19 protein-coding genes are annotated in these 22,934 nt (G+C 52.5%); all 19 read left to right on the forward strand.

What is annotated here, in order from left to right:
• Nucleotides 1-2,163 carry a tyrosine-protein kinase Wzc gene (gene wzc, locus ACJHYO_RS14655; RefSeq protein ID WP_085455426.1) on the forward strand — a complete coding sequence of 721 codons (2,163 nt, stop codon included), beginning with the start codon at nucleotides 1-3 and terminating at the stop codon, nucleotides 2,161-2,163.
• A gap of 92 nt (nucleotides 2,164-2,255) precedes the next feature.
• The gene (gene wcaA, locus ACJHYO_RS14660; protein WP_001592254.1) at nucleotides 2,256-3,095 is read left to right on the forward strand and encodes a colanic acid biosynthesis glycosyltransferase WcaA; all 840 of its coding nucleotides are present in this window, start codon (nucleotides 2,256-2,258) and stop codon (nucleotides 3,093-3,095) included.
• A gap of 2 nt (nucleotides 3,096-3,097) precedes the next feature.
• On the forward strand, nucleotides 3,098-3,586 hold the full coding sequence (wcaB, locus tag ACJHYO_RS14665) for a colanic acid biosynthesis acetyltransferase WcaB (protein WP_000888740.1): 489 nt from the start codon (nucleotides 3,098-3,100) through the stop codon (nucleotides 3,584-3,586).
• Nucleotides 3,583-4,800: a colanic acid biosynthesis glycosyltransferase WcaC gene (gene wcaC / locus ACJHYO_RS14670; protein ID WP_001023934.1), complete on the forward strand. Its 1,218-nt coding sequence runs from the start codon at nucleotides 3,583-3,585 to the stop codon at nucleotides 4,798-4,800. The genes wcaB and wcaC overlap by 4 nt, the downstream gene beginning before the upstream one ends.
• Nucleotides 4,775-5,995, forward strand: coding sequence for a colanic acid polymerase WcaD (gene wcaD, locus ACJHYO_RS14675; protein WP_042022166.1), 1,221 nt, complete (start codon nucleotides 4,775-4,777; stop codon nucleotides 5,993-5,995). Before wcaC ends, wcaD begins: the two co-directional genes overlap by 26 nt.
• 80 nt (nucleotides 5,996-6,075) lie before the next feature.
• Nucleotides 6,076-6,822: a colanic acid biosynthesis glycosyltransferase WcaE gene (gene wcaE / locus ACJHYO_RS14680; RefSeq protein WP_000927050.1), complete on the forward strand. Its 747-nt coding sequence runs from the start codon at nucleotides 6,076-6,078 to the stop codon at nucleotides 6,820-6,822.
• A gap of 15 nt (nucleotides 6,823-6,837) precedes the next feature.
• Nucleotides 6,838-7,386 (forward strand): colanic acid biosynthesis acetyltransferase WcaF, encoded by a 549-nt coding sequence (wcaF, locus tag ACJHYO_RS14685; protein WP_001153560.1) that lies wholly within the window; start codon nucleotides 6,838-6,840, stop codon nucleotides 7,384-7,386.
• 26 nt (nucleotides 7,387-7,412) lie between these two features.
• Nucleotides 7,413-8,534 carry a GDP-mannose 4,6-dehydratase gene (gmd, locus tag ACJHYO_RS14690; protein WP_000048190.1) on the forward strand — a complete coding sequence of 374 codons (1,122 nt, stop codon included), beginning with the start codon at nucleotides 7,413-7,415 and terminating at the stop codon, nucleotides 8,532-8,534.
• 2 nt (nucleotides 8,535-8,536) lie between these two features.
• The gene (fcl, locus tag ACJHYO_RS14695; protein WP_000043622.1) at nucleotides 8,537-9,502 is read left to right on the forward strand and encodes a GDP-L-fucose synthase; all 966 of its coding nucleotides are present in this window, start codon (nucleotides 8,537-8,539) and stop codon (nucleotides 9,500-9,502) included.
• Nucleotides 9,503-9,504: 2 nt separating this feature from the next.
• Nucleotides 9,505-9,984, forward strand: a complete 480-nt coding sequence (locus tag ACJHYO_RS14700) for a GDP-mannose mannosyl hydrolase (RefSeq protein WP_020244959.1) — start codon at nucleotides 9,505-9,507, stop codon at nucleotides 9,982-9,984.
• A complete protein-coding gene (wcaI, locus tag ACJHYO_RS14705) occupies nucleotides 9,981-11,195 on the forward strand; it encodes a colanic acid biosynthesis fucosyltransferase WcaI (protein WP_410232498.1) in 1,215 nt (404 codons plus the stop codon). Before ACJHYO_RS14700 ends, wcaI begins: the two co-directional genes overlap by 4 nt.
• A 2-nt stretch (nucleotides 11,196-11,197) precedes the next feature.
• Nucleotides 11,198-12,634 (forward strand): mannose-1-phosphate guanyltransferase, encoded by a 1,437-nt coding sequence (gene cpsB / locus ACJHYO_RS14710; protein WP_000079263.1) that lies wholly within the window; start codon nucleotides 11,198-11,200, stop codon nucleotides 12,632-12,634.
• A gap of 192 nt (nucleotides 12,635-12,826) precedes the next feature.
• Nucleotides 12,827-14,197 carry a colanic acid biosynthesis phosphomannomutase CpsG gene (gene cpsG / locus ACJHYO_RS14715; protein WP_001546024.1) on the forward strand — a complete coding sequence of 457 codons (1,371 nt, stop codon included), beginning with the start codon at nucleotides 12,827-12,829 and terminating at the stop codon, nucleotides 14,195-14,197.
• Nucleotides 14,198-14,251: 54 nt separating this feature from the next.
• The gene (wcaJ, locus tag ACJHYO_RS14720; RefSeq protein WP_085455425.1) at nucleotides 14,252-15,646 is read left to right on the forward strand and encodes an undecaprenyl-phosphate glucose phosphotransferase; all 1,395 of its coding nucleotides are present in this window, start codon (nucleotides 14,252-14,254) and stop codon (nucleotides 15,644-15,646) included.
• A 1-nt stretch (nucleotide 15,647) separates the two neighbouring features.
• A complete protein-coding gene (wzxC, locus tag ACJHYO_RS14725; protein WP_000058442.1) occupies nucleotides 15,648-17,126 on the forward strand; it encodes a colanic acid undecaprenyl disphosphate flippase WzxC in 1,479 nt (492 codons plus the stop codon).
• Between the two features lie 658 nt (nucleotides 17,127-17,784).
• Complete coding sequence (wcaK, locus tag ACJHYO_RS14730; protein WP_000770786.1) at nucleotides 17,785-19,065, forward strand: colanic acid biosynthesis pyruvyl transferase WcaK; 1,281 nt, start codon at nucleotides 17,785-17,787, stop codon at nucleotides 19,063-19,065.
• Complete coding sequence (wcaL, locus tag ACJHYO_RS14735; protein ID WP_085455424.1) at nucleotides 19,062-20,282, forward strand: colanic acid biosynthesis glycosyltransferase WcaL; 1,221 nt, start codon at nucleotides 19,062-19,064, stop codon at nucleotides 20,280-20,282. The genes wcaK and wcaL overlap by 4 nt, the downstream gene beginning before the upstream one ends.
• A 10-nt stretch (nucleotides 20,283-20,292) precedes the next feature.
• Complete coding sequence (gene wcaM / locus ACJHYO_RS14740) at nucleotides 20,293-21,687, forward strand: colanic acid biosynthesis protein WcaM (RefSeq protein ID WP_001116063.1); 1,395 nt, start codon at nucleotides 20,293-20,295, stop codon at nucleotides 21,685-21,687.
• 174 nt (nucleotides 21,688-21,861) lie between these two features.
• The gene (gene galF / locus ACJHYO_RS14745; RefSeq protein ID WP_000183060.1) at nucleotides 21,862-22,755 is read left to right on the forward strand and encodes a UTP--glucose-1-phosphate uridylyltransferase GalF; all 894 of its coding nucleotides are present in this window, start codon (nucleotides 21,862-21,864) and stop codon (nucleotides 22,753-22,755) included.
• Nucleotides 22,756-22,934 lie beyond the last annotated feature (179 nt).

A 22,934-nucleotide genomic window follows, 5' to 3' on the forward strand; every position in this document is an offset into this window, starting at 1 on the left:
ATGACAGAAAAAGTAAAACAACATGCCGCTCCGGTAACGGGCAGTGATGAAATCGATATTGGTCGCCTGGTCGGCACCGTCATTGAAGCACGCTGGTGGGTGATTGGCATTACCGCCGTATTCGCCCTCTGTGCCGTGGTTTACACCTTCTTCGCTACGCCGATTTATAGCGCCGACGCACTGGTACAAATCGAGCAAAGCAGCGGTAATTCGCTGGTGCAGGATATCGGATCGGCATTAGCCAACAAACCGCCTGCATCGGACGCCGAGATCCAGTTGATTCGTTCGCGCCTGGTGCTTGGTAAAACGGTGGACGATCTCGACCTCGATATTGCGGTGAGCAAAAACACGTTCCCGATTTTCGGTGCGGGCTGGGAGCGCCTGATGGGACGTCAGAACGAGACGGTAAAAGTGACTACCTTTAACCGCCCGAAAGAGATGGCGGATCAGGTGTTTACGCTTAATGTGCTTGATGACAAAAACTACACCTTAAGCAGCGACGGCGGCTTTAGCGCCCGTGGGCAAGCGGGCCAGATGCTGAAAAAAGAAGGCGTCACGCTGATGGTTGAAGCCATTCACGCCAGCCCGGGCAGTGAGTTTACCGTCACCAAATACTCCACGCTGGGGATGATCAACCAACTGCAAAACAGCCTGACGGTAACGGAGAACGGCAAAGACGCAGGTGTTCTGAGCCTGACTTACACCGGTGAAGATCGCGAACAGATCCGCGACATTCTTAACAGCATCGCCCGTAACTATCAGGAACAAAATATTGAGCGCAAATCGGCGGAAGCGTCGAAAAGCCTCGCTTTCCTCGCGCAACAGTTACCGGAAGTACGTAACCGCCTTGATGTTGCCGAAAACAAACTGAATGCCTTCCGTCAGGATAAAGATTCAGTTGATCTGCCGCTGGAAGCGAAAGCGGTGCTCGATTCGATGGTGAACATCGACGCGCAGTTGAACGAACTGACCTTTAAAGAGGCGGAAATCTCCAAGCTGTACACCAAAGTTCACCCGGCGTACCGCACGCTGCTGGAGAAACGGCAGGCGCTGGAAGACGAAAAAGCCAAACTTAATGGTCGCGTAACGGCGATGCCGAAAACCCAGCAGGAAATTGTGCGTCTGACCCGCGATGTCGAGTCTGGTCAGCAGGTCTATATGCAACTGCTGAATAAAGAGCAGGAGCTGAAAATCACCGAAGCCAGCACCGTCGGCGATGTGCGCATTGTTGACCCGGCAATCACCCAGCCAGGTGTACTGAAACCGAAGAAAGGGCTGATTATCCTTGGGGCGATTATCCTTGGCCTGATGCTCTCTATCGTGGGTGTGCTGCTGCGCTCGTTGTTTAATCGCGGTATCGAAAGCCCGCAGGTGCTGGAAGAACACGGTATCAGCGTTTATGCCAGCATCCCGCTGTCGGAGTGGCAGAAAGCGCGCGATAGCGTCAAAACCATCAAAGGGATTAAACGCTATAAACAGAGCCAGCTACTGGCGGTGGGGAATCCAACCGATCTGGCGATTGAAGCCATCCGTAGTCTGCGTACCAGTCTGCACTTCGCGATGATGCAGGCACAGAACAATGTGTTGATGATGACCGGGGTTAGCCCGTCAATCGGTAAAACCTTTGTCTGCGCCAACCTGGCGGCGGTGATTAGCCAGACCAATAAACGGGTGTTGTTGATCGACTGCGATATGCGCAAAGGCTACACCCACGAGCTGTTGGGCACTAATAACGTTAATGGCCTGTCGGAAATTCTGATTGGACAGGGCGATATTACTACCGCTGCTAAACCGACCTCTATTGCCAAATTTGACCTGATCCCGCGCGGTCAGGTACCGCCAAATCCTTCGGAACTGTTGATGAGCGAACGTTTTGCCGAACTGGTGAACTGGGCGAGTAAAAACTACGACCTGGTGTTGATTGATACGCCGCCGATTCTGGCAGTGACCGATGCGGCTATAGTTGGTCGTCATGTCGGAACCACATTGATGGTGGCGCGTTATGCGGTCAACACATTGAAAGAAGTGGAAACCAGTCTGAGCCGCTTTGAGCAAAACGGTATTCCGGTGAAAGGGGTGATTCTGAACTCCATCTTCCGCCGCGCCAGCGCGTATCAGGATTATGGCTATTACGAATACGAATATAAGTCGGATGCGAAATAACGACGCCTGCATTCGCACCGCCCCGTAGGCCGGATAAGGCGTTCACGCCGCATCCGGTAAGCAAACCAGCTCATAAGCCGGGAGAACAACCTATGAAAGACAATCCGCTGATTTCAATCTATATGCCGACCTGGAACCGCCAACAACTGGCGATTCGGGCGATAAAATCGGTCCTGCGCCAGGACTACAGTAACTGGGAGATGATCATCGTGGATGATTGCTCCACCTCCTGGGAACAACTACAACAGTACGTCACCGCCCTCAACGATCCGCGTATCACTTACATTCACAACGACATTAACAGCGGAGCGTGCGCGGTACGTAACCAGGCGATTATGCTGGCGCAAGGGGAATACATCACCGGGATCGATGATGATGATGAATGGACACCCAACCGCCTGAGCGTCTTCCTCGCCCATAAACAGCAACTGGTCACAAACGCCTTTTTGTACGCTAACGACTACGTTTGCCAGGGCGAAGTTTATTCCCAACCGGCAAGTTTGCCGCTGTATCCCAAATCGCCGTATTCACGCCGCCTGTTTTACAAACGCAATATCATTGGCAATCAGGTCTTTACCTGGGCGTGGCGTTTCAAAGAGTGCTTGTTCGATACCGAACTGAAAGCGGCACAGGATTACGACATCTTCCTGCGGATGGTGGTGGAGTACGGCGAACCGTGGAAAGTAGAAGAGGCGACGCAGATCCTGCATATCAATCACGGCGAAATGCAGATCACCTCGTCACCGAAAAAATTCTCCGGATACTTCCACTTTTACCGTAAGCACAAAGACAAATTTGACCGCGCCAGCAAAAAATATCAGCTGTTTACCCTCTACCAGATCCGCAATAAACGCATGACCTGGCGCACCTTGTTGACGCTGCTGTCGGTGCGTAACGGCAAACGTCTGGCTGATGGTATTCGGGGGCGCTAAAGATGCTGGAAGATCTGCGCGCCAACAGCTGGAGTTTACGCCCGTGCTGCATGGTTCTCGCCTATCGCGTCGCTCATTTTTGTTCGGTGTGGCGCAAAAAGAACGTCCTCAACAATCTGTGGGCGGCCCCGCTGCTGGTGCTGTATCGCATTATCACCGAATGCTTTTTCGGTTATGAAATCCAGGCCGCCGCGACTATAGGCCGACGCTTTACTATCCATCACGGTTACGCCGTGGTGATCAATAAAAACGTGGTCGCGGGGGATGATTTCACCATTCGTCACGGCGTCACTATCGGCAATCGTGGTGCCGATAACATGGCATGTCCACACATTGGCAACGGCGTCGAACTCGGTGCCAACGTCATTATTCTTGGTGATATCACGCTTGGTAACAACGTCACCGTGGGCGCGGGCAGCGTGGTGCTCGACTCTGTCCCGGACAACGCGCTGGTGGTGGGAGAAAAAGCGCGAGTGAAGGTAATTAAATGAATATTCTGCAATTTAATGTGCGACTGGCGGAAGGCGGGGCAGCAGGTGTGGCGTTAGATCTCCACCAGCGCGCGCTGCAACAGGGGCTGGCGTCACATTTTGTCTACGGCTACGGCAAAGGCGGCAAAGAGAGCGTCAGCCATCAGAACTATCCGCAGGTCATCAAACATACGCCACGGATGACCGCGATGGCGAACATTGCGTTGTTTCGTCTGCTTAATCGCGATCTGTTCGGCAATTTCAATGAGTTATATCGCACCATTACTCGCACACCGGGCCCGGTGGTTCTGCATTTTCATGTGCTGCACAGCTACTGGTTGAATCTTAAGAGCGTGGTGCGCTTTTGCGAAAAAGTGAAAAACCATAAACCGGATGTCACTCTGGTCTGGACGCTACACGACCATTGGAGCGTTACCGGACGCTGCGCCTTTACCGACGGTTGCGAAGGCTGGAAAACGGGCTGCCAGAAATGCCCGACCTTAAATAACTATCCACCGGTGAAGATTGATCGCGCGCACCAGCTGGTGGCGGGTAAACGCCAGTTATTCCGCGAGATGCTGGCACTGGGCTGTCAGTTTATTTCCCCCAGCCAGCATGTGGCTGATGCTTTCAATAGTCTGTACGGTCCAGGGCGTTGCCGGATTATCAATAATGGCATTGATATGGCAACCGAAGCGATTCTGGCGGACTTGCCTCCGGTACGCGAAACCCAGGGCAAGCCGAAAATCGCGGTGGTGGCGCATGACCTGCGTTACGACGGCAAAACTAACCAGCAACTGGTACGCGAGATGATGGCGCTGGGTGACAAAATCGAACTGCATACTTTCGGTAAGTTCTCGCCGTTCACCGCTGGTAACGTTGTTAATCACGGCTTTGAAACTGACAAGCGCAAGTTGATGAGCGCGCTCAACCAGATGGATGCGCTGGTATTCAGTTCTCGCGTCGATAACTACCCGCTGATTTTGTGTGAGGCGTTATCGATTGGCGTGCCGGTGATCGCCACCCATAGCGATGCGGCGCGGGAAGTGCTGCAAAAATCCGGTGGTAAAACCGTCAGCGAAGAAGATGTGCTGCAACTGGTGCAGTTAAGCAAACCGGAAATCGCACAGGCGATATTTGGTACCACGCTGGCTGAGTTCAGCCAGCGCAGCCGCGCCGCCTACAGTGGACAACAGATGCTGGAGGAGTATGTCAACTTCTATCAGAATCTGTAGCTACCTGCTGCTGCCGCTGATCTACCTGCTGGTTAACGTCAAAATCGCCCAGCTTGGCGAAAGTTTCCCCATCACCATCGTCACTTTTTTACCTGTCTTGTTACTGCTGTTTTTAGAGCGCATCAGCGTTAAAAAATTGATGATTGCCTTGGGGATTGGCGCGGGGCTCACGGCGTTTAACTACCTGTTTGGTCAGTCGTTGGATGCCAGTAAATATGTCACTTCAACCATGCTGTTTGTCTATATTGTGATCATTATTGGCATGGTGTGGAGTATTCGCTTTAAAACAATTTCGCCACACAACCATCGCAAGATATTACGTTTCTTTTATCTGGTGGTCGGGTTGGTGGTGGTGCTGGCGGCGGTGGAGATGGCGCAAATTATCCTCACCGGCGGTAGCAGTATTATGGAGTCGATTTCGAAATATCTGATTTACAGCAACAGCTATGTGCTGAATTTCATTAAATTCGGCGGCAAGCGCACGACAGCACTTTATTTCGAACCGGCATTTTTCGCTCTGGCATTAATCTCAATTTGGCTCAGCATCAAACAGTTTGGTATCAAAACGCCTAAAACCGATGCTATGATTCTCGCAGGGATAATATTATCCGGATCGTTTTCAGGGGTTATGACCTTTATCCTTTTTTATTTGCTGGAGTGGGCATTTCAATATCTGAATAAAGAGGCGATTAAGAAAAAGTTACCGTTAGCATTGATTTCTCTGGCTGTATTCCTGGTTGGTGTGGTAATCGCGTTCCCTTATATTTCCACCCGTCTGGGCGATTTAGGTACAGAAGGATCGTCATCGTATTATCGTATTGTCGGTCCGCTGGTGATGGTCGGTTATTCTTTGACCCATATTGACGGTGTAGTCAGATTTGGCTCACTTTATGAATATGTCGCATCATTCGGAATATTTAACGGTGCGGATGTCGGAAAAACCATAGACAATGGTTTGTATCTGCTGATTATTTATTTTTCCTGGTGCGCAGTGTTTTTATCGCTGTGGTACATGGGAAAAGTGATAAAAATGATGATCAACGCTTTTGGTGATAACCGCAATTTTCGCGTGCAATTATATCTTTTTACTCCGGTATCGCTGTTTTTTACCGGTTCGATATTTAGCCCGGAATATGCGTTTTTAATCGTCTGCCCGTTTATTTTGCGAAAAGCGTTAAATATACACCCTAAATAATTCGAGTTGCAGGAAGTGGGTGAGCGAGGAAAACCAACGCACATGCAGCTTGAAGTATGACGGGTATTACGAGGTAAAACATGTTGCTTAGCATAATCACTGTCGCGTTTCGTAACCTCGAAGGAATAGTCAAAACACACGCCTCGCTGGCGCATCTGGCGCAGGCGGACGATATCAGCTTCGAATGGATTGTTGTCGATGGCGGTTCCAATGACGGCACCCGTGAGTATCTGGAAAATCTCAATGGTATCTATAACCTACGCTTTGTCAGCGAGCCAGATAACGGTATCTACGACGCCATGAACAAAGGTATTGAAATGGCGCAAGGCAAGTTCGCGCTGTTTCTCAATTCAGGCGATATTTTTCATCAGGATGCCGCAAATTTTGTCCGTAAGTTAAAAGTGCAAAAAGATAACATGATGATCACCGGCGATGCGCTGCTGGATTTTGGCGACGGGCATAAAATTAAACGTAGCGCCAAACCGGGTTGGTATATTTACCACAGCCTGCCCGCCAGTCATCAGGCGATATTTTTCCCGGTGTCCGGCTTGAAGAAATGGCGTTATGACCTGGAATATAAAGTTTCTTCCGATTACGCGCTGGCGGCCAAAATGTATAAAGCCGGTTATGCATTTAAAAAACTCAATGGCCTGGTGTCTGAATTTTCTATGGGTGGGGTATCTACCACCAATAATATGGAATTGTGTGCTGACGCCAAAAAAGTCCAACGGCAGATATTGCACGTGCCTGGCTTTTGGGCTGAATTATCCTGGCATTTACGCCAACGTACGACCTCAAAGACGAAAGCCTTATATAACAAAAGCTGAATATAAGGGAAAATGATGCAGGATTTAAGTGGATTCTCGGTGCCGAAAGGGTTCCGGGGTGGCAACGCTATTAAAGTGCAATTGTGGTGGGCAGTACAGGCAACAATATTTGCCTGGTCGCCACAAGTATTGTATCGCTGGCGGGCATTTTTATTACGTTTATTCGGCGCAAAAATAGGAAAAAACGTAGTTATTCGTCCGTCAGTAAAAATTACCTATCCGTGGAAATTAACTTTAGGTGATTACGCGTGGGTCGGCGATGAGGTCAATTTATATACCCTCGGTGAAATAACCATTGGCGCACATTCGGTGATATCGCAAAAAAGTTATTTATGCACCGGGAGCCACGACCATGCAAGTCAACATTTCACCATTAACGCCACGCCTATTGTGATTGGCGAGAAATGCTGGCTGGCAACCGATGTCTTTGTTGCCCCTGGCGTCACGATCGGCGACGGCACCGTCGTGGGTGCGCGAAGCAGTGTTTTTAAATCGCTTCCGGCAAATGTGGTTTGCCGGGGGAACCCCGCAGTGGTGATACGCAAACGCGTTGAAACTGAATAAATTCAAAAAATACAGAGGAATAAGACATGTCAAAAGTCGCTCTCATCACCGGTGTAACCGGACAAGACGGTTCTTACCTGGCAGAGTTTCTGCTGGAAAAAGGTTACGAGGTGCATGGTATCAAACGTCGTGCATCGTCATTCAACACTGAGCGCGTGGATCACATTTATCAGGATCCGCACACCTGCAACCCGAAATTCCATCTGCATTATGGCGACCTGAGTGATACCTCCAACCTGACGCGCATTTTGCGTGAAGTGCAGCCGGATGAAGTGTACAACCTGGGCGCAATGAGCCACGTTGCGGTTTCTTTTGAGTCACCGGAATATACCGCAGACGTCGATGCGATGGGTACGCTGCGCCTGCTCGAGGCGATCCGTTTCCTCGGTCTGGAAAAGAAAACCCGTTTCTATCAGGCTTCCACTTCTGAACTGTACGGTCTGGTGCAGGAAATTCCGCAGAAAGAAACCACGCCGTTCTATCCGCGATCTCCGTATGCGGTTGCCAAACTGTATGCCTACTGGATCACCGTTAACTACCGCGAATCCTACGGCATGTACGCCTGTAACGGCATTCTCTTTAACCATGAATCCCCGCGCCGTGGCGAAACCTTCGTGACCCGCAAAATCACCCGCGCAATCGCCAATATCGCTCAAGGGCTGGAGTCGTGCCTGTACCTCGGCAATATGGATTCCCTGCGTGACTGGGGCCACGCCAAAGACTACGTAAAAATGCAGTGGATGATGCTGCAACAGGAACAGCCAGAAGATTTCGTTATTGCCACTGGCGTTCAGTACTCCGTGCGTCAGTTCGTGGAAATGGCGGCGGCACAGCTGGGTATCAAACTGCGCTTTGAAGGCACGGGTGTTGAAGAGAAGGGCATTGTGGTTTCCGTCACCGGGCATGACGCGCCGGGCGTTAAACCGGGTGATGTGATTATCGCCGTTGACCCGCGCTACTTCCGTCCGGCTGAAGTTGAAACGCTGCTCGGTGACCCGACCAAAGCGCACGAAAAACTGGGCTGGAAACCGGAAATCACCCTCAGAGAGATGGTGTCTGAAATGGTGGCTAATGACCTTGAAGCGGCGAAAAAACACTCTCTGCTGAAATCTCACGGCTACGACGTGGCGATCGCGCTGGAGTCATAAGCATGAGTAAACAACGCATTTTTATCGCTGGCCATCGCGGGATGGTCGGTTCCGCCATCAGGCGGCAGCTTGAACAGCGCGGTGATGTGGAGCTGGTATTACGCACCCGCGATGAACTGAACCTGCTGGACAGCCGCGCGGTGCATGATTTCTTTGCCAGCGAAAGCATTGACCAGGTCTATCTGGCGGCGGCGAAAGTGGGCGGTATTGTTGCCAACAACACGTATCCGGCAGATTTCATCTACCAGAACATGATGATTGAGAGCAATATCATTCAAGCCGCGCATCAGAACGACGTGAACAAACTGCTGTTTCTCGGATCGTCCTGCATCTACCCGAAACTGGCAAAACAGCCGATGGTAGAAAGCGAGTTGTTGCAGGGCACGCTGGAGCCGACCAACGAGCCTTATGCCATTGCCAAAATCGCCGGGATCAAACTGTGTGAATCTTACAACCGCCAGTACGGACGGGATTACCGCTCAGTCATGCCAACCAACCTGTACGGGCCACACGACAACTTCCACCCGAGTAATTCGCATGTGATCCCAGCATTGCTGCGTCGCTTCCATGAGGCGACGGCACAGAATGCGCCGGACGTGGTGGTGTGGGGCAGCGGTACGCCGATGCGCGAATTTCTACACGTTGATGATATGGCGGCGGCGAGCATTCATGTCATGGAGCTGGCGCACGAAGTCTGGCAGGAGAACACCCGGCCGATGCTGTCGCACATTAACGTCGGCACGGGCGTTGACTGCACTATCCGTGAGCTGGCGCAAACCATCGCCAAAGTGGTGGGTTACAAAGGTCGGGTTGTTTTTGATGCCAGCAAACCGGATGGCACGCCGCGCAAACTGCTGGATGTGACGCGGCTGCATCAGCTTGGCTGGTATCACGAAATCTCACTGGAAGCGGGGCTTGCCAGCACTTACCAGTGGTTCCTTGAGAATCAAGACCGCTTTCGGGGGTAATGATGTTTTTACGTCAGGAAGACTTTGCCACGGTAGTGCGCTCCACACCGCTTGTCTCTCTCGACTTTATTGTTGAGAACAGTCGCGGCGAGTTTCTGCTTGGCAAAAGAACCAACCGCCCGGCGCAGGGTTACTGGTTTGTGCCGGGAGGGCGCGTGCAGAAAGACGAAATGCTGGAGGCCGCATTTGAGCGGCTGACGCTTGCGGAACTGGGGCTACGTCTGCCGATAACAGCAGGCCAGTTTTACGGTGTCTGGCAGCACTTTTATGACGATAACTTCTCCGGCTCGGATTTTACCACTCACTATGTGGTGCTCGGTTTTCGCATCAGAGTCGCGGAAGATGAGCTGTTACTGCCGGATGAGCAGCATGACAATTACCGCTGGCTGACGCCGGACGCGTTGCTCGCCAGTGACAATGTTCACGCTAACAGCCGCGCCTATTTTCTCTCTGAGAAGCGTGCCGGAGTACCCGGATTATGAAAATACTGGTCTACGGCATTAACTACTCGCCGGAGTTAACCGGCATCGGCAAGTACACCGGCGAGATGGTGGAATGGCTGGCAGCACAAGGTCATGAGGTGCGGGTCATTACCGCGCCGCCTTACTACCCGCAGTGGCAGGTGGGCGAGAACTATTCCGCCTGGCGGTACAAACGGGAAGAGGGGGCCGCCACGGTGTGGCGCTGCCCGCTGTACGTGCCAAAACAGCCGAGCACCCTGAAACGCCTGTTGCATCTCGGCAGTTTTGCCGTCAGCAGTTTTTTCCCGTTGATGGCGCAACGCCGCTGGAAGCCGGATCGCATTATCGGCGTGGTGCCAACGCTGTTTTGCACGCCGGGAATGCGCCTGCTGGCGAAGCTCTCTGGTGCGCGTACCGTGCTGCATATTCAGGATTACGAAGTGGACGCCATGCTGGGGCTGGGCCTTGCCGGAAAAGGCAAAGTGGCACAGCTGGCAACGGCGTTCGAACGTAGCGGACTGCATAACGTCGATAACGTCTCCACGATTTCGCGCTCGATGATGAATAAAGCCATCGAAAAAGGCGTGGCGGCGGAAAACGTCATCTTCTTCCCCAATTGGTCGGAAATCGCCCGTTTTCAACATGTTGCAGACGCCGATGTTGACGCCCTTCGTAACCAGCTTGGCCTGCCGGATAACAAAAAAATCATTCTTTACTCCGGCAATATTGGTGAAAAGCAGGGACTGGAAAACGTTATTGAAGCTGCCGATCGCCTGCGCGATGAACCGCTGATTTTTGCCATTGTCGGGCAGGGCGGCGGCAAAGCGCGGCTGGAAAAAATGGCGCAGCAGCGTGGACTGCGCAACATGCAATTTTTTCCGCTGCAATCGTATGACGCTTTACCCGCACTGCTGAAGATGGGGGATTGCCATCTGGTGGTGCAAAAACGCGGCGCGGCAGATGCCGTATTGCCGTCGAAACTGACCAATATTCTGGCGGTAGGCGGTAACGCGGTGATTACCGCAAAAGCCCACACCGAATTGGGGCAGCTTTGCGAAACCTTTCCGGGCATTGCGGTTTGCGTAGAGCCGGAATCGGTCGAGGCGCTGGTGGCGGGGATCCGTCAGGCGCTCCTGCTGCCCAAACACAACACGGTGGCACGTGAATATGCCGAACGCACGCTCGATAAAGAGAACGTGTTACGTCAATTTATAAATGATATTCGGGGATAATTATGGCGCAGTCGAAACTCTATCCAGTTGTGATGGCAGGTGGCTCCGGTAGCCGCTTATGGCCGCTTTCCCGCGTACTTTACCCCAAGCAGTTTTTATGCCTGAAAGGCGATCTCACCATGCTGCAAACCACCATCTGCCGCCTGAACGGCGTGGAGTGCGAAAGCCCGGTGGTGATTTGCAATGAGCAGCACCGCTTTATTGTCGCGGAACAGCTGCGTCAACTAAATAAACTCACCGAGAACATTATTCTCGAACCGGCAGGGCGTAACACTGCACCGGCCATTGCGCTGGCGGCGCTGGCGGCAAAACGTCATAGCCCGGAGAACGACCCATTAATGCTGGTGCTGGCGGCGGATCATGTGATTGCCGACGAAGATGCGTTCCGTGCCGCCGTGCGTAATGCCATGCCGTATGCCGAAGCGGGCAAGCTGGTGACCTTCGGCATTGTGCCGGATCTACCTGAAACCGGATATGGCTATATTCGTCGCGGTGAAGTGTCGGCGGGTGAGCAGGATACGGTGGCCTTTGAAGTGGCGCAGTTTGTCGAAAAACCGAATCTGGAAACCGCGCAGGCCTATGTGGCAAGTGGCGAATATTACTGGAACAGCGGTATGTTCCTGTTCCGTGCCGGACGTTATCTCGAAGAACTGAAAAAGTATCGTCCGGATATTCTCGATGCCTGTGAAAAAGCGATGAGCGCCGTCGATCCGGATCTCGATTTTATTCGTGTGGATGAAGAGGCGTTTCTCGCCTGTCCGGAAGAGTCGGTAGATTACGCGGTCATGGAACGCACGGCAGATGCCGTTGTTGTGCCGATGGATGCGGGCTGGAGCGATGTCGGTTCCTGGTCCTCTTTATGGGAGATCAGCGCCCACACCGCCGAGGGCAACGTTTGCCACGGCGATGTGATTAATCACAAAACTGAAAACAGCTATGTGTATGCCGAATCTGGCCTGGTCACCACCGTCGGGGTGAAAGATCTGGTGGTAGTGCAGACCAAAGATGCAGTGCTGATTGCCGACCGTAACGCGGTGCAGGATGTGAAAAAAGTGGTCGAGCAGATCAAAGCTGATGGTCGCCATGAGCATCGGGTGCATCGCGAAGTGTATCGTCCGTGGGGCAAATATGACTCTATCGACGCGGGCGACCGCTACCAGGTGAAACGCATCACCGTGAAACCGGGCGAAGGCTTGTCGGTACAGATGCACCATCACCGCGCGGAACACTGGGTGGTTGTCGCGGGAACGGCAAAAGTCACTATCGACGGTGATATCAAACTGCTTGGTGAAAACGAGTCCATTTATATTCCGCTGGGGGCGACGCATTGCCTGGAAAACCCGGGGAAAATTCCGCTCGATTTAATTGAAGTGCGCTCCGGCTCTTATCTCGAAGAGGATGATGTGGTGCGCTTCGCGGATCGCTACGGACGGGTGTAAACGTCGCATCAGGCGCTGTTTGTCGGATGCGGCGTGAAAGCCTTATCCGACCTACGGTTCGGGTTTGTAGGCCTGATAAGACGCGGCAGCGTCGCATCAGGCAATGAATGCGAAACCGCGATGTAAATAACGACAAAAACAAAATTGGCCGTTTCGGTCAGGGCCAACTATTGCCTGAAAAAGGGTAACGATATGAAAAAATTAACCTGCTTTAAAGCCTATGATATTCGCGGGAAATTAGGCGAAGAACTGAATGAAGATATCGCCTGGCGCATTGGTCGCGCCTATGGCGAATTTCTCAAACCGAAAACCATTGTGTTAGGCGGTGATGTCCGCCTCACCAGCGAAACCTTAAAACTGGCGCTGGCGAAAGGTTTACAGGATGCGGGCGTCGACGTGCTGGATATCGGCATGTCCGGCACCGAAGAAATCTATTTCGCCACGTTCCATCTCGGCGTGGATGGCGGCATTGAAGTTACCGCCAGCCATAACCCGATGGATTACAACGGCATGAAGCTGGTGCGCGAAGGGGCTCGCCCGATCAGCGGCGATACCGGACTGCGCGATGTCCAGCGTCTGGCAGAAGCCAACGACTTTCCTCCCGTCGATGAAACCAAACGCGGTCGCTATCAGCAAATCAATCTGCGTGACGCTTACGTTGATCACCTGTTCGGTTATATCAATTTCAAAAACCTTACGCCGCTCAAGCTGGTGATCAACTCCGGGAACGGCGCAGCGGGTCCGGTGGTGGACGCCATTGAAGCCCGCTTTAAAGCCCTCGGCGCACCGGTGGAGTTAATCAAAGTGCATAACACGCCGGACGGCAATTTCCCCAACGGTATTCCTAACCCGTTGCTGCCGGAATGTCGCGACGACACCCGCAATGCGGTCATCAAACACGGCGCGGATATGGGCATTGCCTTTGATGGCGATTTTGACCGCTGTTTCCTGTTTGACGAAAAAGGGCAGTTTATTGAGGGCTACTACATTGTCGGCCTGCTGGCAGAAGCGTTCCTCGAAAAAAATCCCGGCGCGAAGATCATCCACGATCCACGTCTCTCCTGGAACACCGTTGATGTGGTGACTGCCGCAGGCGGCACCCCGGTAATGTCGAAAACCGGACACGCCTTTATTAAAGAACGTATGCGCAAGGAAGACGCCATCTACGGTGGCGAAATGAGCGCCCACCATTACTTCCGTGATTTCGCTTACTGCGACAGCGGCATGATCCCGTGGCTGCTGGTCGCCGAACTGGTGTGCCTGAAAGGAAAAACGCTGGGCGAACTGGTGCGCGACCGGATGGCGGCATTCCCGGCAAGCGGTGAGATCAACAGCAAACTGGCGCAACCCGTTGAGGCGATTAACCGCGTGGAACAGCACTTTAGCCGTGAGGCGCTGGCGGTGGATCGCACCGATGGCATCAGCATGACCTTTGCCGACTGGCGCTTTAATCTGCGCTCCTCCAACACCGAACCGGTGGTGCGGTTGAATGTGGAATCACGCGGTGATGTGCCGCTGATGGAAGCGCGAACGCGAACTCTGCTGACGTTGCTGAACGAGTAATGTCGGATCTTCCCTTACCCTACTGCGGGTAAGGGGCTAAAAACAGGAACAACGATGACAAATCTAAAAAAGCGCGAGCGAGCGAAAACCAATGCATCGTTAATCTCTATGGTGCAACGCTTTTCAGATATCACCATCATGTTTGCCGGGCTATGGCTGGTTTGCGAAGTCAGCGGACTGTCATTCCTCTACATGCACCTGTTGGTGGCACTGATTACGCTGGTGGTGTTCCAGATGCTGGGCGGCATCACCGATTTTTATCGCTCATGGCGCGGTGTTCGGGCAGCGACAGAATTTGCTCTGTTGCTACAAAACTGGACGTTAAGCGTGATTTTCAGCGCCGGACTGGTGGCGTTCAATAATGATTTCGACACGCAACTGAAAATCTGGCTGGCGTGGTATGGGCTGACCAGCATCGGACTGGTGGTTTGCCGTTCATGTATTCGTATTGGGGCGGGCTGGCTGCGTAATCATGGCTATAACAAGCGTATGGTCGCGGTGGCGGGGGATTTAGCCGCCGGACAAATGCTGATGGAGAGCTTCCGTAATCAGCCGTGGTTAGGGTTTGAAGTGGTGGGCGTTTACCACGACCCGAAACCGGGTGGCGTTTCTAACGACTGGGCGGGCAATCTGCAACAACTGGTCGAGGATGCGAAAGCGGGCAAGATTCATAACGTCTATATCGCAATGCAAATGTGCGACGGCGCGCGAGTGAAAAAACTGGTCCATCAACTGGCGGACACCACCTGTTCGGTGCTGCTGATCCCCGACGTCTTTACCTTCAACATTCTCCATTCACGTCTCGAAGAGATGAACGGCGTTCCGGTGGTGCCGCTGTATGACACGCCACTTTCCGGGGTTAACCGCCTGCTAAAACGTGCGGAAGATATTGTGCTGGCGACGCTTATTCTGCTGCTGCTCTCCCCGGTGCTGTGCTGTATTGCGCTGGCGGTAAAACTCAGTTCACCAGGACCGGTTATTTTCCGCCAGACTCGCTATGGCATGGATGGCAAGCCGATCAAAGTGTGGAAGTTCCGTTCGATGAAAGTGATGGAGAACGACAAAGTGGTGACCCAGGCGACGCAGAACGATCCGCGCGTCACCAAAGTGGGGAATTTTCTGCGCCGCACCTCGCTGGATGAATTGCCGCAGTTTATCAATGTGCTGACTGGCGGGATGTCGATTGTCGGTCCGCGTCCGCATGCGGTGGCGCATAACGAACAGTATCGCCAGCTCATTGAAGGCTACATGCTGCGCCATAAAGTGAAACCGGGCATTACCGGCTGGGCGCAGATTAACGGCTGGCGCGGCGAAACCGACACGCTGGAGAAAATGGAAAAACGCGTCGAGTTCGACCTTGAGTACATTCGCGAATGGAGCGTCTGGTTCGATATCAAAATCGTTTTCCTGACGGTATTCAAAGGTTTCGTTAACAAAGCGGCATATTGATATGAGCTTACGTGAAAAAACCATCAGCGGCGCGAAGTGGTCGGCGATTGCCACGGTGATCATCATCGGCCTCGGTCTGGTGCAAATGACTGTGCTGGCGCGGATTATAGATAACCACCAGTTCGGTTTGCTGACTGTGTCGCTGGTGATCATCGCGCTGGCAGATACGCTTTCTGACTTCGGTATCGCTAACTCGATTATTCAGCGAAAAGAAATCAGCCACCTTGAACTCACTACGCTGTACTGGCTGAACGTCGGGCTGGGGATCGTGGTGTGCGTGGCGGTGTTTTTGTTGAGTGATCTCATCGGTGACGTGTTGAATAACCCGGACCTGGCACCGTTGATTAAAACATTGTCGCTGGCGTTTGTGGTGATCCCCCACGGGCAACAGTTCCGCGCGTTGATGCAAAAGGAGCTGGAGTTCAACAAAATCGGCATGATCGAAACCAGCGCGGTACTGGCGGGCTTTACTTTTACGGTGGTTAGCGCCCATTTCTGGCCGCTGGCGATGACCGCGATTCTCGGTTATCTGGTCAATAGTGCGGTGAGAACGCTGCTGTTTGGCTACTTTGGCCGCAAAATTTATCGCCCCGGTCTGCATTTCTCGCTGGCGTCGGTGGCACCGAACTTACGCTTTGGTGCCTGGCTGACGGCGGACAGCATCATCAACTATCTCAACACCAACCTTTCAACACTCGTGCTGGCGCGTATTCTCGGTGCGGGCGTGGCAGGGGGATACAACCTGGCGTACAACGTGGCCGTTGTGCCACCGATGAAGCTGAACCCAATCATCACCCGCGTGTTGTTTCCGGCGTTTGCCAAAATTCAGGACGACACCGAAAAGCTGCGCGTCAACTTCTACAAGCTGCTGTCGGTGGTGGGGATTATCAATTTTCCGGCGCTGCTGGGGCTAATGGTGGTGTCGAATAACTTTGTACCGCTGGTATTTGGCGAAAAGTGGAGCAGCATTATTCCGGTGCTGCAATTGCTGTGTATTGTGGGGCTGCTGCGTTCCGTGGGTAACCCGATAGGTTCGCTGCTGATGGCGAAAGCGCGGGTCGATATCAGCTTTAAATTCAACGTATTCAAAACCTTTCTGTTTATTCCGGCGATTGTTATTGGTGGGCAGATGGCGGGCGCAATCGGCGTCACGCTTGGCTTCCTGCTGGTGCAGATTATCAACACCATTCTGAGCTATTTCGTGATGATTAAACCGGTGCTAGGTTCCAGTTATCGCCAGTACATCCTGAGTTTGTGGCTGCCGTTTTATCTCTCGCTGCCGACGCTGGTGGTTAGTTCTGCGCTAGGCATTGTGCTGAAAGGGCAACTGGCGCTGGGGATGCTGCTGGCGGTGCAAATAGCCGCGGGCGTGCTGGCGTTTGTGGTGATGATTGTGCTGTCGCGCCATCCGCTGGTGGTGGAAGTGAAGCGTCAGTTTTGTCGCAGCGAAAAAATGAAAATGCTTTTACGGGCGGGGTGAATGGTTGTTTTCGGTTCCGGCAACGGTTGCCGGATGCGGCGTGAACGCCTTATCCGTCCTGGGGGGCTGGGCTTGGATCTTGTAGGCCTGATAAGACGCGTTAGCGTAGCATCAGGCACTGAATGCCGGATGCGGCGTGAACGCCTTATCCGTCCTACGGTTCTGTGCTCGGATCTTGTAGGCCTGATAAGACGCGTCAGCGTCGCATCAGGCACTGAATGCCGGATGCGGCGTGAACGCCTTATCCGTCCTGGGGGGCTGGGCTTGGATCTTGTAGGCCTGATAAGACGCGTCAGCGTCGCATCAGGCACTGAATGCCGGATGCGGCGTGAACGCCTTATCCGTCCTACGGTTCTGGGCTTGGATCTTGTAGGCCTGATAAGAGGCGTCAGCGTCGCATCAGGCACTGAATGCCGGATGCGGCGTGAACGCCTTATCCGTCCTACGGTTCTGGGCTTGGATCTTGTAGGCCTGATAAGACGCGTCAGCGTCGCATCAGGCACTGAATGCCGGATGCGGCGTGAACGCCTTATCCGTCCTACGGTTCTGTGCTCGGATCTTGTAGGCCTGATAAGACGCGTTAGCGTCGCATCAGGCAAAAAACGGCAACGAACACAACAAACACAGCCTCACCTGGCATCAAATTTATGAGGAAAAAATGAAATTACTTATTCTGGGCAACCACACTTGCGGCAATCGTGGCGACAGCGCCATCCTGCGTGGCTTACTTGATGCCATCAATATCCTCAATCCACATGCCGAAGTGGACGTGATGAGCCGCTATCCGGTCAGTTCTTCCTGGCTGCTCAACCGCCCGGTAATGGGCGATCCGCTGTTCCTGCAAATGAAACAACACAACAGCGCGGCGGGCGTTGTCGGGCGCGTTAAAAAAGTCCTCCGTCGCCGCTATCAGCACCAGGTATTGCTCTCGCGCGTCACCGACACTGGCAAGCTGCGTAATATCGCCATCGCCCAGGGATTCACCGACTTCGTGCGCTTGCTGTCAGGCTACGACGCCATTATTCAGGTCGGCGGATCGTTTTTTGTCGATCTCTATGGCGTGCCACAGTTTGAACATGCGCTTTGCACATTTATGGCGAAAAAGCCGCTGTTTATGATTGGTCACAGCGTCGGCCCCTTCCAGGATGAGCAATTTAACCAACTGGCGAACTATGTCTTTGGTCACTGCGACGCGCTGATCCTGCGCGAATCGGTCAGCCTTGATTTGATGAAACGCAGCAATATCACCACTGCAAAAGTTGAACATGGCGTCGATACCGCGTGGCTGGTCGATCACCACATTGAAGACTTCACCGCCAGCTATGCTGTTCAACACTGGCTGGATGTTGCCGCACAACAGAAAACGGTGGCAATTACCCTGCGCGAACTGGCACCGTTCGACAAACGTCTCGGCACCACCCAACAAGCGTATGAAAAAGCCTTTGCCGGGGTGGTCAATCGCATTCTCGATGAAGGGTATCAGGTGATTGCGCTCTCCACCTGTACGGGCATCGACAGCTATAACAAAGACGACCGCATGGTGGCGCTCAATCTGCGCCAGCACATCAGCGATCCTGCCCGTTACCACGTGGTGATGGATGAACTCAACGATCTGGAAATGGGCAAAATTCTGGGGGCCTGTGAACTCACCGTCGGTACGCGCCTGCACTCTGCCATTATCTCGATGAACTTTGCCACTCCGGCGATTGCCATCAACTACGAACATAAATCCGCCGGGATCATGCAACAACTGGGGCTACCAGAAATGGCGATTGATATCCGTCATTTATTAGACGGTAGCCTGCAAGCGATGGTTGCGGATACCTTAGGCCAGCTTCCGGCGCTGAACGCACGACTTAGCGAAGCCGTCAGTCGCGAACGTCAGATGGGAATGCGGATGGTGCAATCTGTGCTTGAACGCATTGGGGAGGCGAAATGAAGGTCGGCTTCTTTTTACTGAAATTTCCGCTGTCGTCGGAAACCTTCGTTCTTAACCAAATCACTGCGTTTATTGATATGGGCTTTGAAGTGGAGATTGTCGCGCTGCAAAAAGGCGACACACAAAACACCCACGCGGCATGGACGAAATACAACCTTGCTGCCAGAACCCGCTGGTTACAGGACGAACCTACGGGCAAAGTGGCGAAACTGCGCCACCGCGCCAGCCAGACCTTACGCGGCATTCATCGTAAAAATACCTGGCAGGCGCTCAACCTCAAACGCTATGGTGCTGAGTCGCGGAACCTGATTTTGTCTGCCATTTGCGGCCAGGTCGCAACACCATTTTATGCCGATGTCTTTATCGCTCATTTTGGCCCTGCGGGGGTAATCGCAGCAAAACTACGCGAACTGGGTGTCATTCGCGGCAAAATCGCTACTATCTTCCACGGCATTGATATCTCCAGTCGGGAAGTGCTCAACCACTACACTCCCGAATATCAGCAACTGTTCCGCCGTGGCGACCTGATGCTACCGATCAGCGATCTGTGGGCCGGAAGGCTGCAAAAAATGGGCTGCCCGAGGGAAAAAATTGCCGTATCGCGCATGGGCGTGGACATGACGCGCTTTAGCCCGCGTCCGGTGAAAGCGCCTGCAACGCCGCTGGAAATCATTTCCGTCGCACGCTTAACCGAGAAAAAAGGCCTGCATGTGGCGATTGAAGCCTGCCGTCAGTTGAAAGAGCAGGGCGTGGCATTTCGCTATCGCATCCTCGGCATTGGCCCGTGGGAACGACGCCTGCGCACCCTCATCGAACAATATCAACTGGAAGATGTGGTAGAGATGCCGGGCTTTAAACCGAGCCACGAAGTGAAAGCGATGCTAGACGACGCGGATGTTTTCCTGCTGCCTTCGGTAACGGGTGCGGACGGCGATATGGAAGGCATTCCGGTGGCGCTAATGGAAGCGATGGCGGTCGGCATTCCGGTGGTTTCTACTCTGCATAGCGGAATTCCTGAACTGGTGGAGGCCGATAAATCCGGCTGGTTGGTGCCTGAGAACGATGCTCGCGCACTGGCGCAACGACTGGCGGCGTTTAGCCAACTGGACACCGACGAACTGGCTCCGGTCGTCAAACGTGCTCGCGAAAAAGTCGAACACGATTTTAACCAGCAGGTGATCAATCGAGAACTCGCCAGCGTGCTGCAGGCTTTATAGAGGAGAACGTATGCCATTTAAAAAACTCTCCCGACGCACGTTCCTGACGGCAAGCTCGGTGCTTGCCTTCCTCCATACCCCTTTCGCCCGTGCAATTCCCGCTCAACAAAGCGTTAACATTAACGACTACAACCCTCACGACTGGATCGCCTCATTTAAACAAGCCTTCAGCGAAGGGCAAACGGTCGTCGTGCCTGCCGGATTGGTTTGTGACAATATCAACACCGGCATCTTCATTCCTCCTGGCAAAACGTTACACATCCTTGGAAGCCTGCGCGGCAACGGCAGAGGGCGATTTGTCTTACAGGACGGCAGCCAGGTGACAGGGGAGGAGAGCGGCAGTATGCATAACATCACCCTGGATGTGCGCGGCTCTGACTGCACCATCAAAGGGCTGGCGATGAGCGGCTTTGGTCCGGTAACGCAGATTTATATCGGCGGCAAAAACAAACGGGTCATGCACAACCTGACCATCGATAACCTGACCGTTAGCCACGCTAATTACGCCATCTTACGCCAGGGATTTCATAACCAGATAATCGGTGCCAACATCACCAACTGTAAGTTCAGCGACTTACAGGGCGACGCTATTGAATGGAACGTGGCGATTAACGACAGTGATATTTTGATATCCGACCATCTCATTGAGCGCATTAACTGTACCAACGGCAAAATCAACTGGGGCATCGGCATAGGCCTTGCGGGAAGTACCTACGATAATAATTATCCGGAAAACCAGGCAGTGAAAAACTTTGTCGTGGCGAATATCACGGGATCGGATTGTCGGCAACTGATCCATGTTGAAAATGGTAAACATTTTGTTATCCGTAATATCAAAGCTCGTAATATCACGCCGGATTTCAGTAAGAAAGCAGGTATTGATAACGCCACAGTTGCTATTTATGGTTGTGACAACTTTGTGATTGATAATATTGAAATGATTAATAGTGCCGGGATGTTAATCGGCTATGGGGTAATTAAAGGCAAATATCTCTCGATACCGCAGAATTTCCGGGTGAATGATATTCAACTGGATAATACTCATCTTGCTTATAAATTGCGCGGCATTCAAATCTCCGCCGGGAATGCTGTCTCCTTTGTGGCGCTGACTAACATTGAGATGAAGCGTGCGTCGCTGGAGTTACACAACAAGCCGCAACACCTTTTTATGCGAAATATCAATGTGATGCAGGAATCCTCAGTTGGACCCGCATTGAGCATGAACTTTGACATGCGCAAAGACGTTCGAGGCGTTTTTATGGCAAAGCGTAAAACGCTGCTTTCACTCACGAATATTCATGCCGTGAATGAAAAAGGGCAAAGCTCCGTCGATATCGACAGGATTAATCACCATATTGTTAATGTGGAGAAGATTAACTTTAGATTGCCGGAACGGAGGGAGTAGATTTGCGACCATTCCTGGAAAAATGGAGTCATACTTAGGAACAATGCTACTGCAATCCACAACGAAGCGGCGTAACATCACAAGTAATTCAGTAATCAATTCAGGGTAATTGATGCTGGCGAAAAAAATCGAACAAGCTATAATTCAGCAACCATTTTACAGGTGGATGAAATAATGACGAATTTAAAAGCAGTTATTCCTGTAGCGGGTCTAGGGATGCATATGTTGCCTGCCACTAAGGCGATTCCCAAAGAGATGCTACCGATCGTCGACAAGCCAATGATTCAGTACATTGTTGACGAGATTGTGGCTGCAGGGATCAAAGAAATCCTCCTGGTAACTCACGCGTCCAAGAACGCGGTCGAAAACCACTTCGACACCTCTTATGAATTAGAATCTCTCCTTGAACAGCGCGTGAAGCGTCAACTGCTGGCGGAAGTGCAATCTATCTGCCCGCCGGGCGTGACTATTATGAACGTGCGTCAGGGCGAACCTTTAGGTTTAGGCCACTCCATTTTGTGTGCGCGACCTGCCATTGGTGACAACCCATTTGTCGTGGTACTGCCAGACGTTGTGATCGACGACGCCAGCGCCGACCCGCTGCGCTACAACCTTGCTGCCATGATTGCGCGCTTCAACGAAACGGGCCGCAGCCAGGTGCTGGCAAAACGTATGCCGGGTGACCTCTCTGAATACTCTGTCATCCAGACCAAAGAGCCGCTGGACCGCGAAGGTAAAGTCAGCCGCATTGTTGAATTCATCGAAAAACCGGATCAGCCGCAGACGCTGGACTCAGACATCATGGCCGTTGGTCGCTATGTGCTTTCTGCCGATATTTGGCCGGAACTTGAACGCACTCAGCCTGGTGCATGGGGACGTATTCAGCTGACTGATGCCATTGCTGAACTGGCGAAAAAACAGTCCGTTGATGCCATGCTGATGACAGGTGACAGCTACGACTGCGGTAAAAAAATGGGTTATATGCAGGCGTTTGTGAAGTATGGACTGCGTAACCTAAAAGAAGGGGCGAAGTTCCGTAAAGGTATTGAGAAGCTGTTAAGCGAATAATGAAAATCTGACCGGGTGTAACGGTTGATAAGAAAATTATAACGGCAGTGAAGATTCGCAACAAAAGTAATTTGTTGCGAATCTTCCTGCCGTTGTTTTATATAAACCATCAGAATAACAACGAGTTAGCAGTAGGGTTTTAGTCAAAGTTTTCCAGGATTTTCCTTGTTTCCAGAGCG

This window comes from Escherichia sp. WS1118, from assembly GCF_046487695.1.
Taxonomy (GTDB): domain Bacteria; phylum Pseudomonadota; class Gammaproteobacteria; order Enterobacterales; family Enterobacteriaceae; genus Escherichia; species Escherichia coli.

Excerpts from the sequence above, each read along its gene's own strand:
- wzc (WP_085455426.1), top strand. The coding sequence starts at position 1 with ATGACAGAAAAAGTAAAACAACATGCCGCTCCGGTAACGGGCAGTGAT.
- wcaA (WP_001592254.1), top strand. The coding sequence starts at position 2,256 with ATGAAAGACAATCCGCTGATTTCAATCTATATGCCGACCTGGAACCGC.
- wcaB (WP_000888740.1), top strand. The coding sequence starts at position 3,098 with ATGCTGGAAGATCTGCGCGCCAACAGCTGGAGTTTACGCCCGTGCTGC.
- wcaC (WP_001023934.1), top strand. The coding sequence starts at position 3,583 with ATGAATATTCTGCAATTTAATGTGCGACTGGCGGAAGGCGGGGCAGCA.
- wcaD (WP_042022166.1), top strand. The coding sequence starts at position 4,775 with ATGTCAACTTCTATCAGAATCTGTAGCTACCTGCTGCTGCCGCTGATC.
- wcaE (WP_000927050.1), top strand. The coding sequence starts at position 6,076 with ATGTTGCTTAGCATAATCACTGTCGCGTTTCGTAACCTCGAAGGAATA.
- wcaF (WP_001153560.1), top strand. The coding sequence starts at position 6,838 with ATGCAGGATTTAAGTGGATTCTCGGTGCCGAAAGGGTTCCGGGGTGGC.
- gmd (WP_000048190.1), top strand. The coding sequence starts at position 7,413 with ATGTCAAAAGTCGCTCTCATCACCGGTGTAACCGGACAAGACGGTTCT.
- fcl (WP_000043622.1), top strand. The coding sequence starts at position 8,537 with ATGAGTAAACAACGCATTTTTATCGCTGGCCATCGCGGGATGGTCGGT.
- ACJHYO_RS14700 (WP_020244959.1), top strand. The coding sequence starts at position 9,505 with ATGTTTTTACGTCAGGAAGACTTTGCCACGGTAGTGCGCTCCACACCG.
- wcaI (WP_410232498.1), top strand. The coding sequence starts at position 9,981 with ATGAAAATACTGGTCTACGGCATTAACTACTCGCCGGAGTTAACCGGC.
- cpsB (WP_000079263.1), top strand. The coding sequence starts at position 11,198 with ATGGCGCAGTCGAAACTCTATCCAGTTGTGATGGCAGGTGGCTCCGGT.
- cpsG (WP_001546024.1), top strand. The coding sequence starts at position 12,827 with ATGAAAAAATTAACCTGCTTTAAAGCCTATGATATTCGCGGGAAATTA.
- wcaJ (WP_085455425.1), top strand. The coding sequence starts at position 14,252 with ATGACAAATCTAAAAAAGCGCGAGCGAGCGAAAACCAATGCATCGTTA.
- wzxC (WP_000058442.1), top strand. The coding sequence starts at position 15,648 with ATGAGCTTACGTGAAAAAACCATCAGCGGCGCGAAGTGGTCGGCGATT.
- wcaK (WP_000770786.1), top strand. The coding sequence starts at position 17,785 with ATGAAATTACTTATTCTGGGCAACCACACTTGCGGCAATCGTGGCGAC.
- wcaL (WP_085455424.1), top strand. The coding sequence starts at position 19,062 with ATGAAGGTCGGCTTCTTTTTACTGAAATTTCCGCTGTCGTCGGAAACC.
- wcaM (WP_001116063.1), top strand. The coding sequence starts at position 20,293 with ATGCCATTTAAAAAACTCTCCCGACGCACGTTCCTGACGGCAAGCTCG.
- galF (WP_000183060.1), top strand. The coding sequence starts at position 21,862 with ATGACGAATTTAAAAGCAGTTATTCCTGTAGCGGGTCTAGGGATGCAT.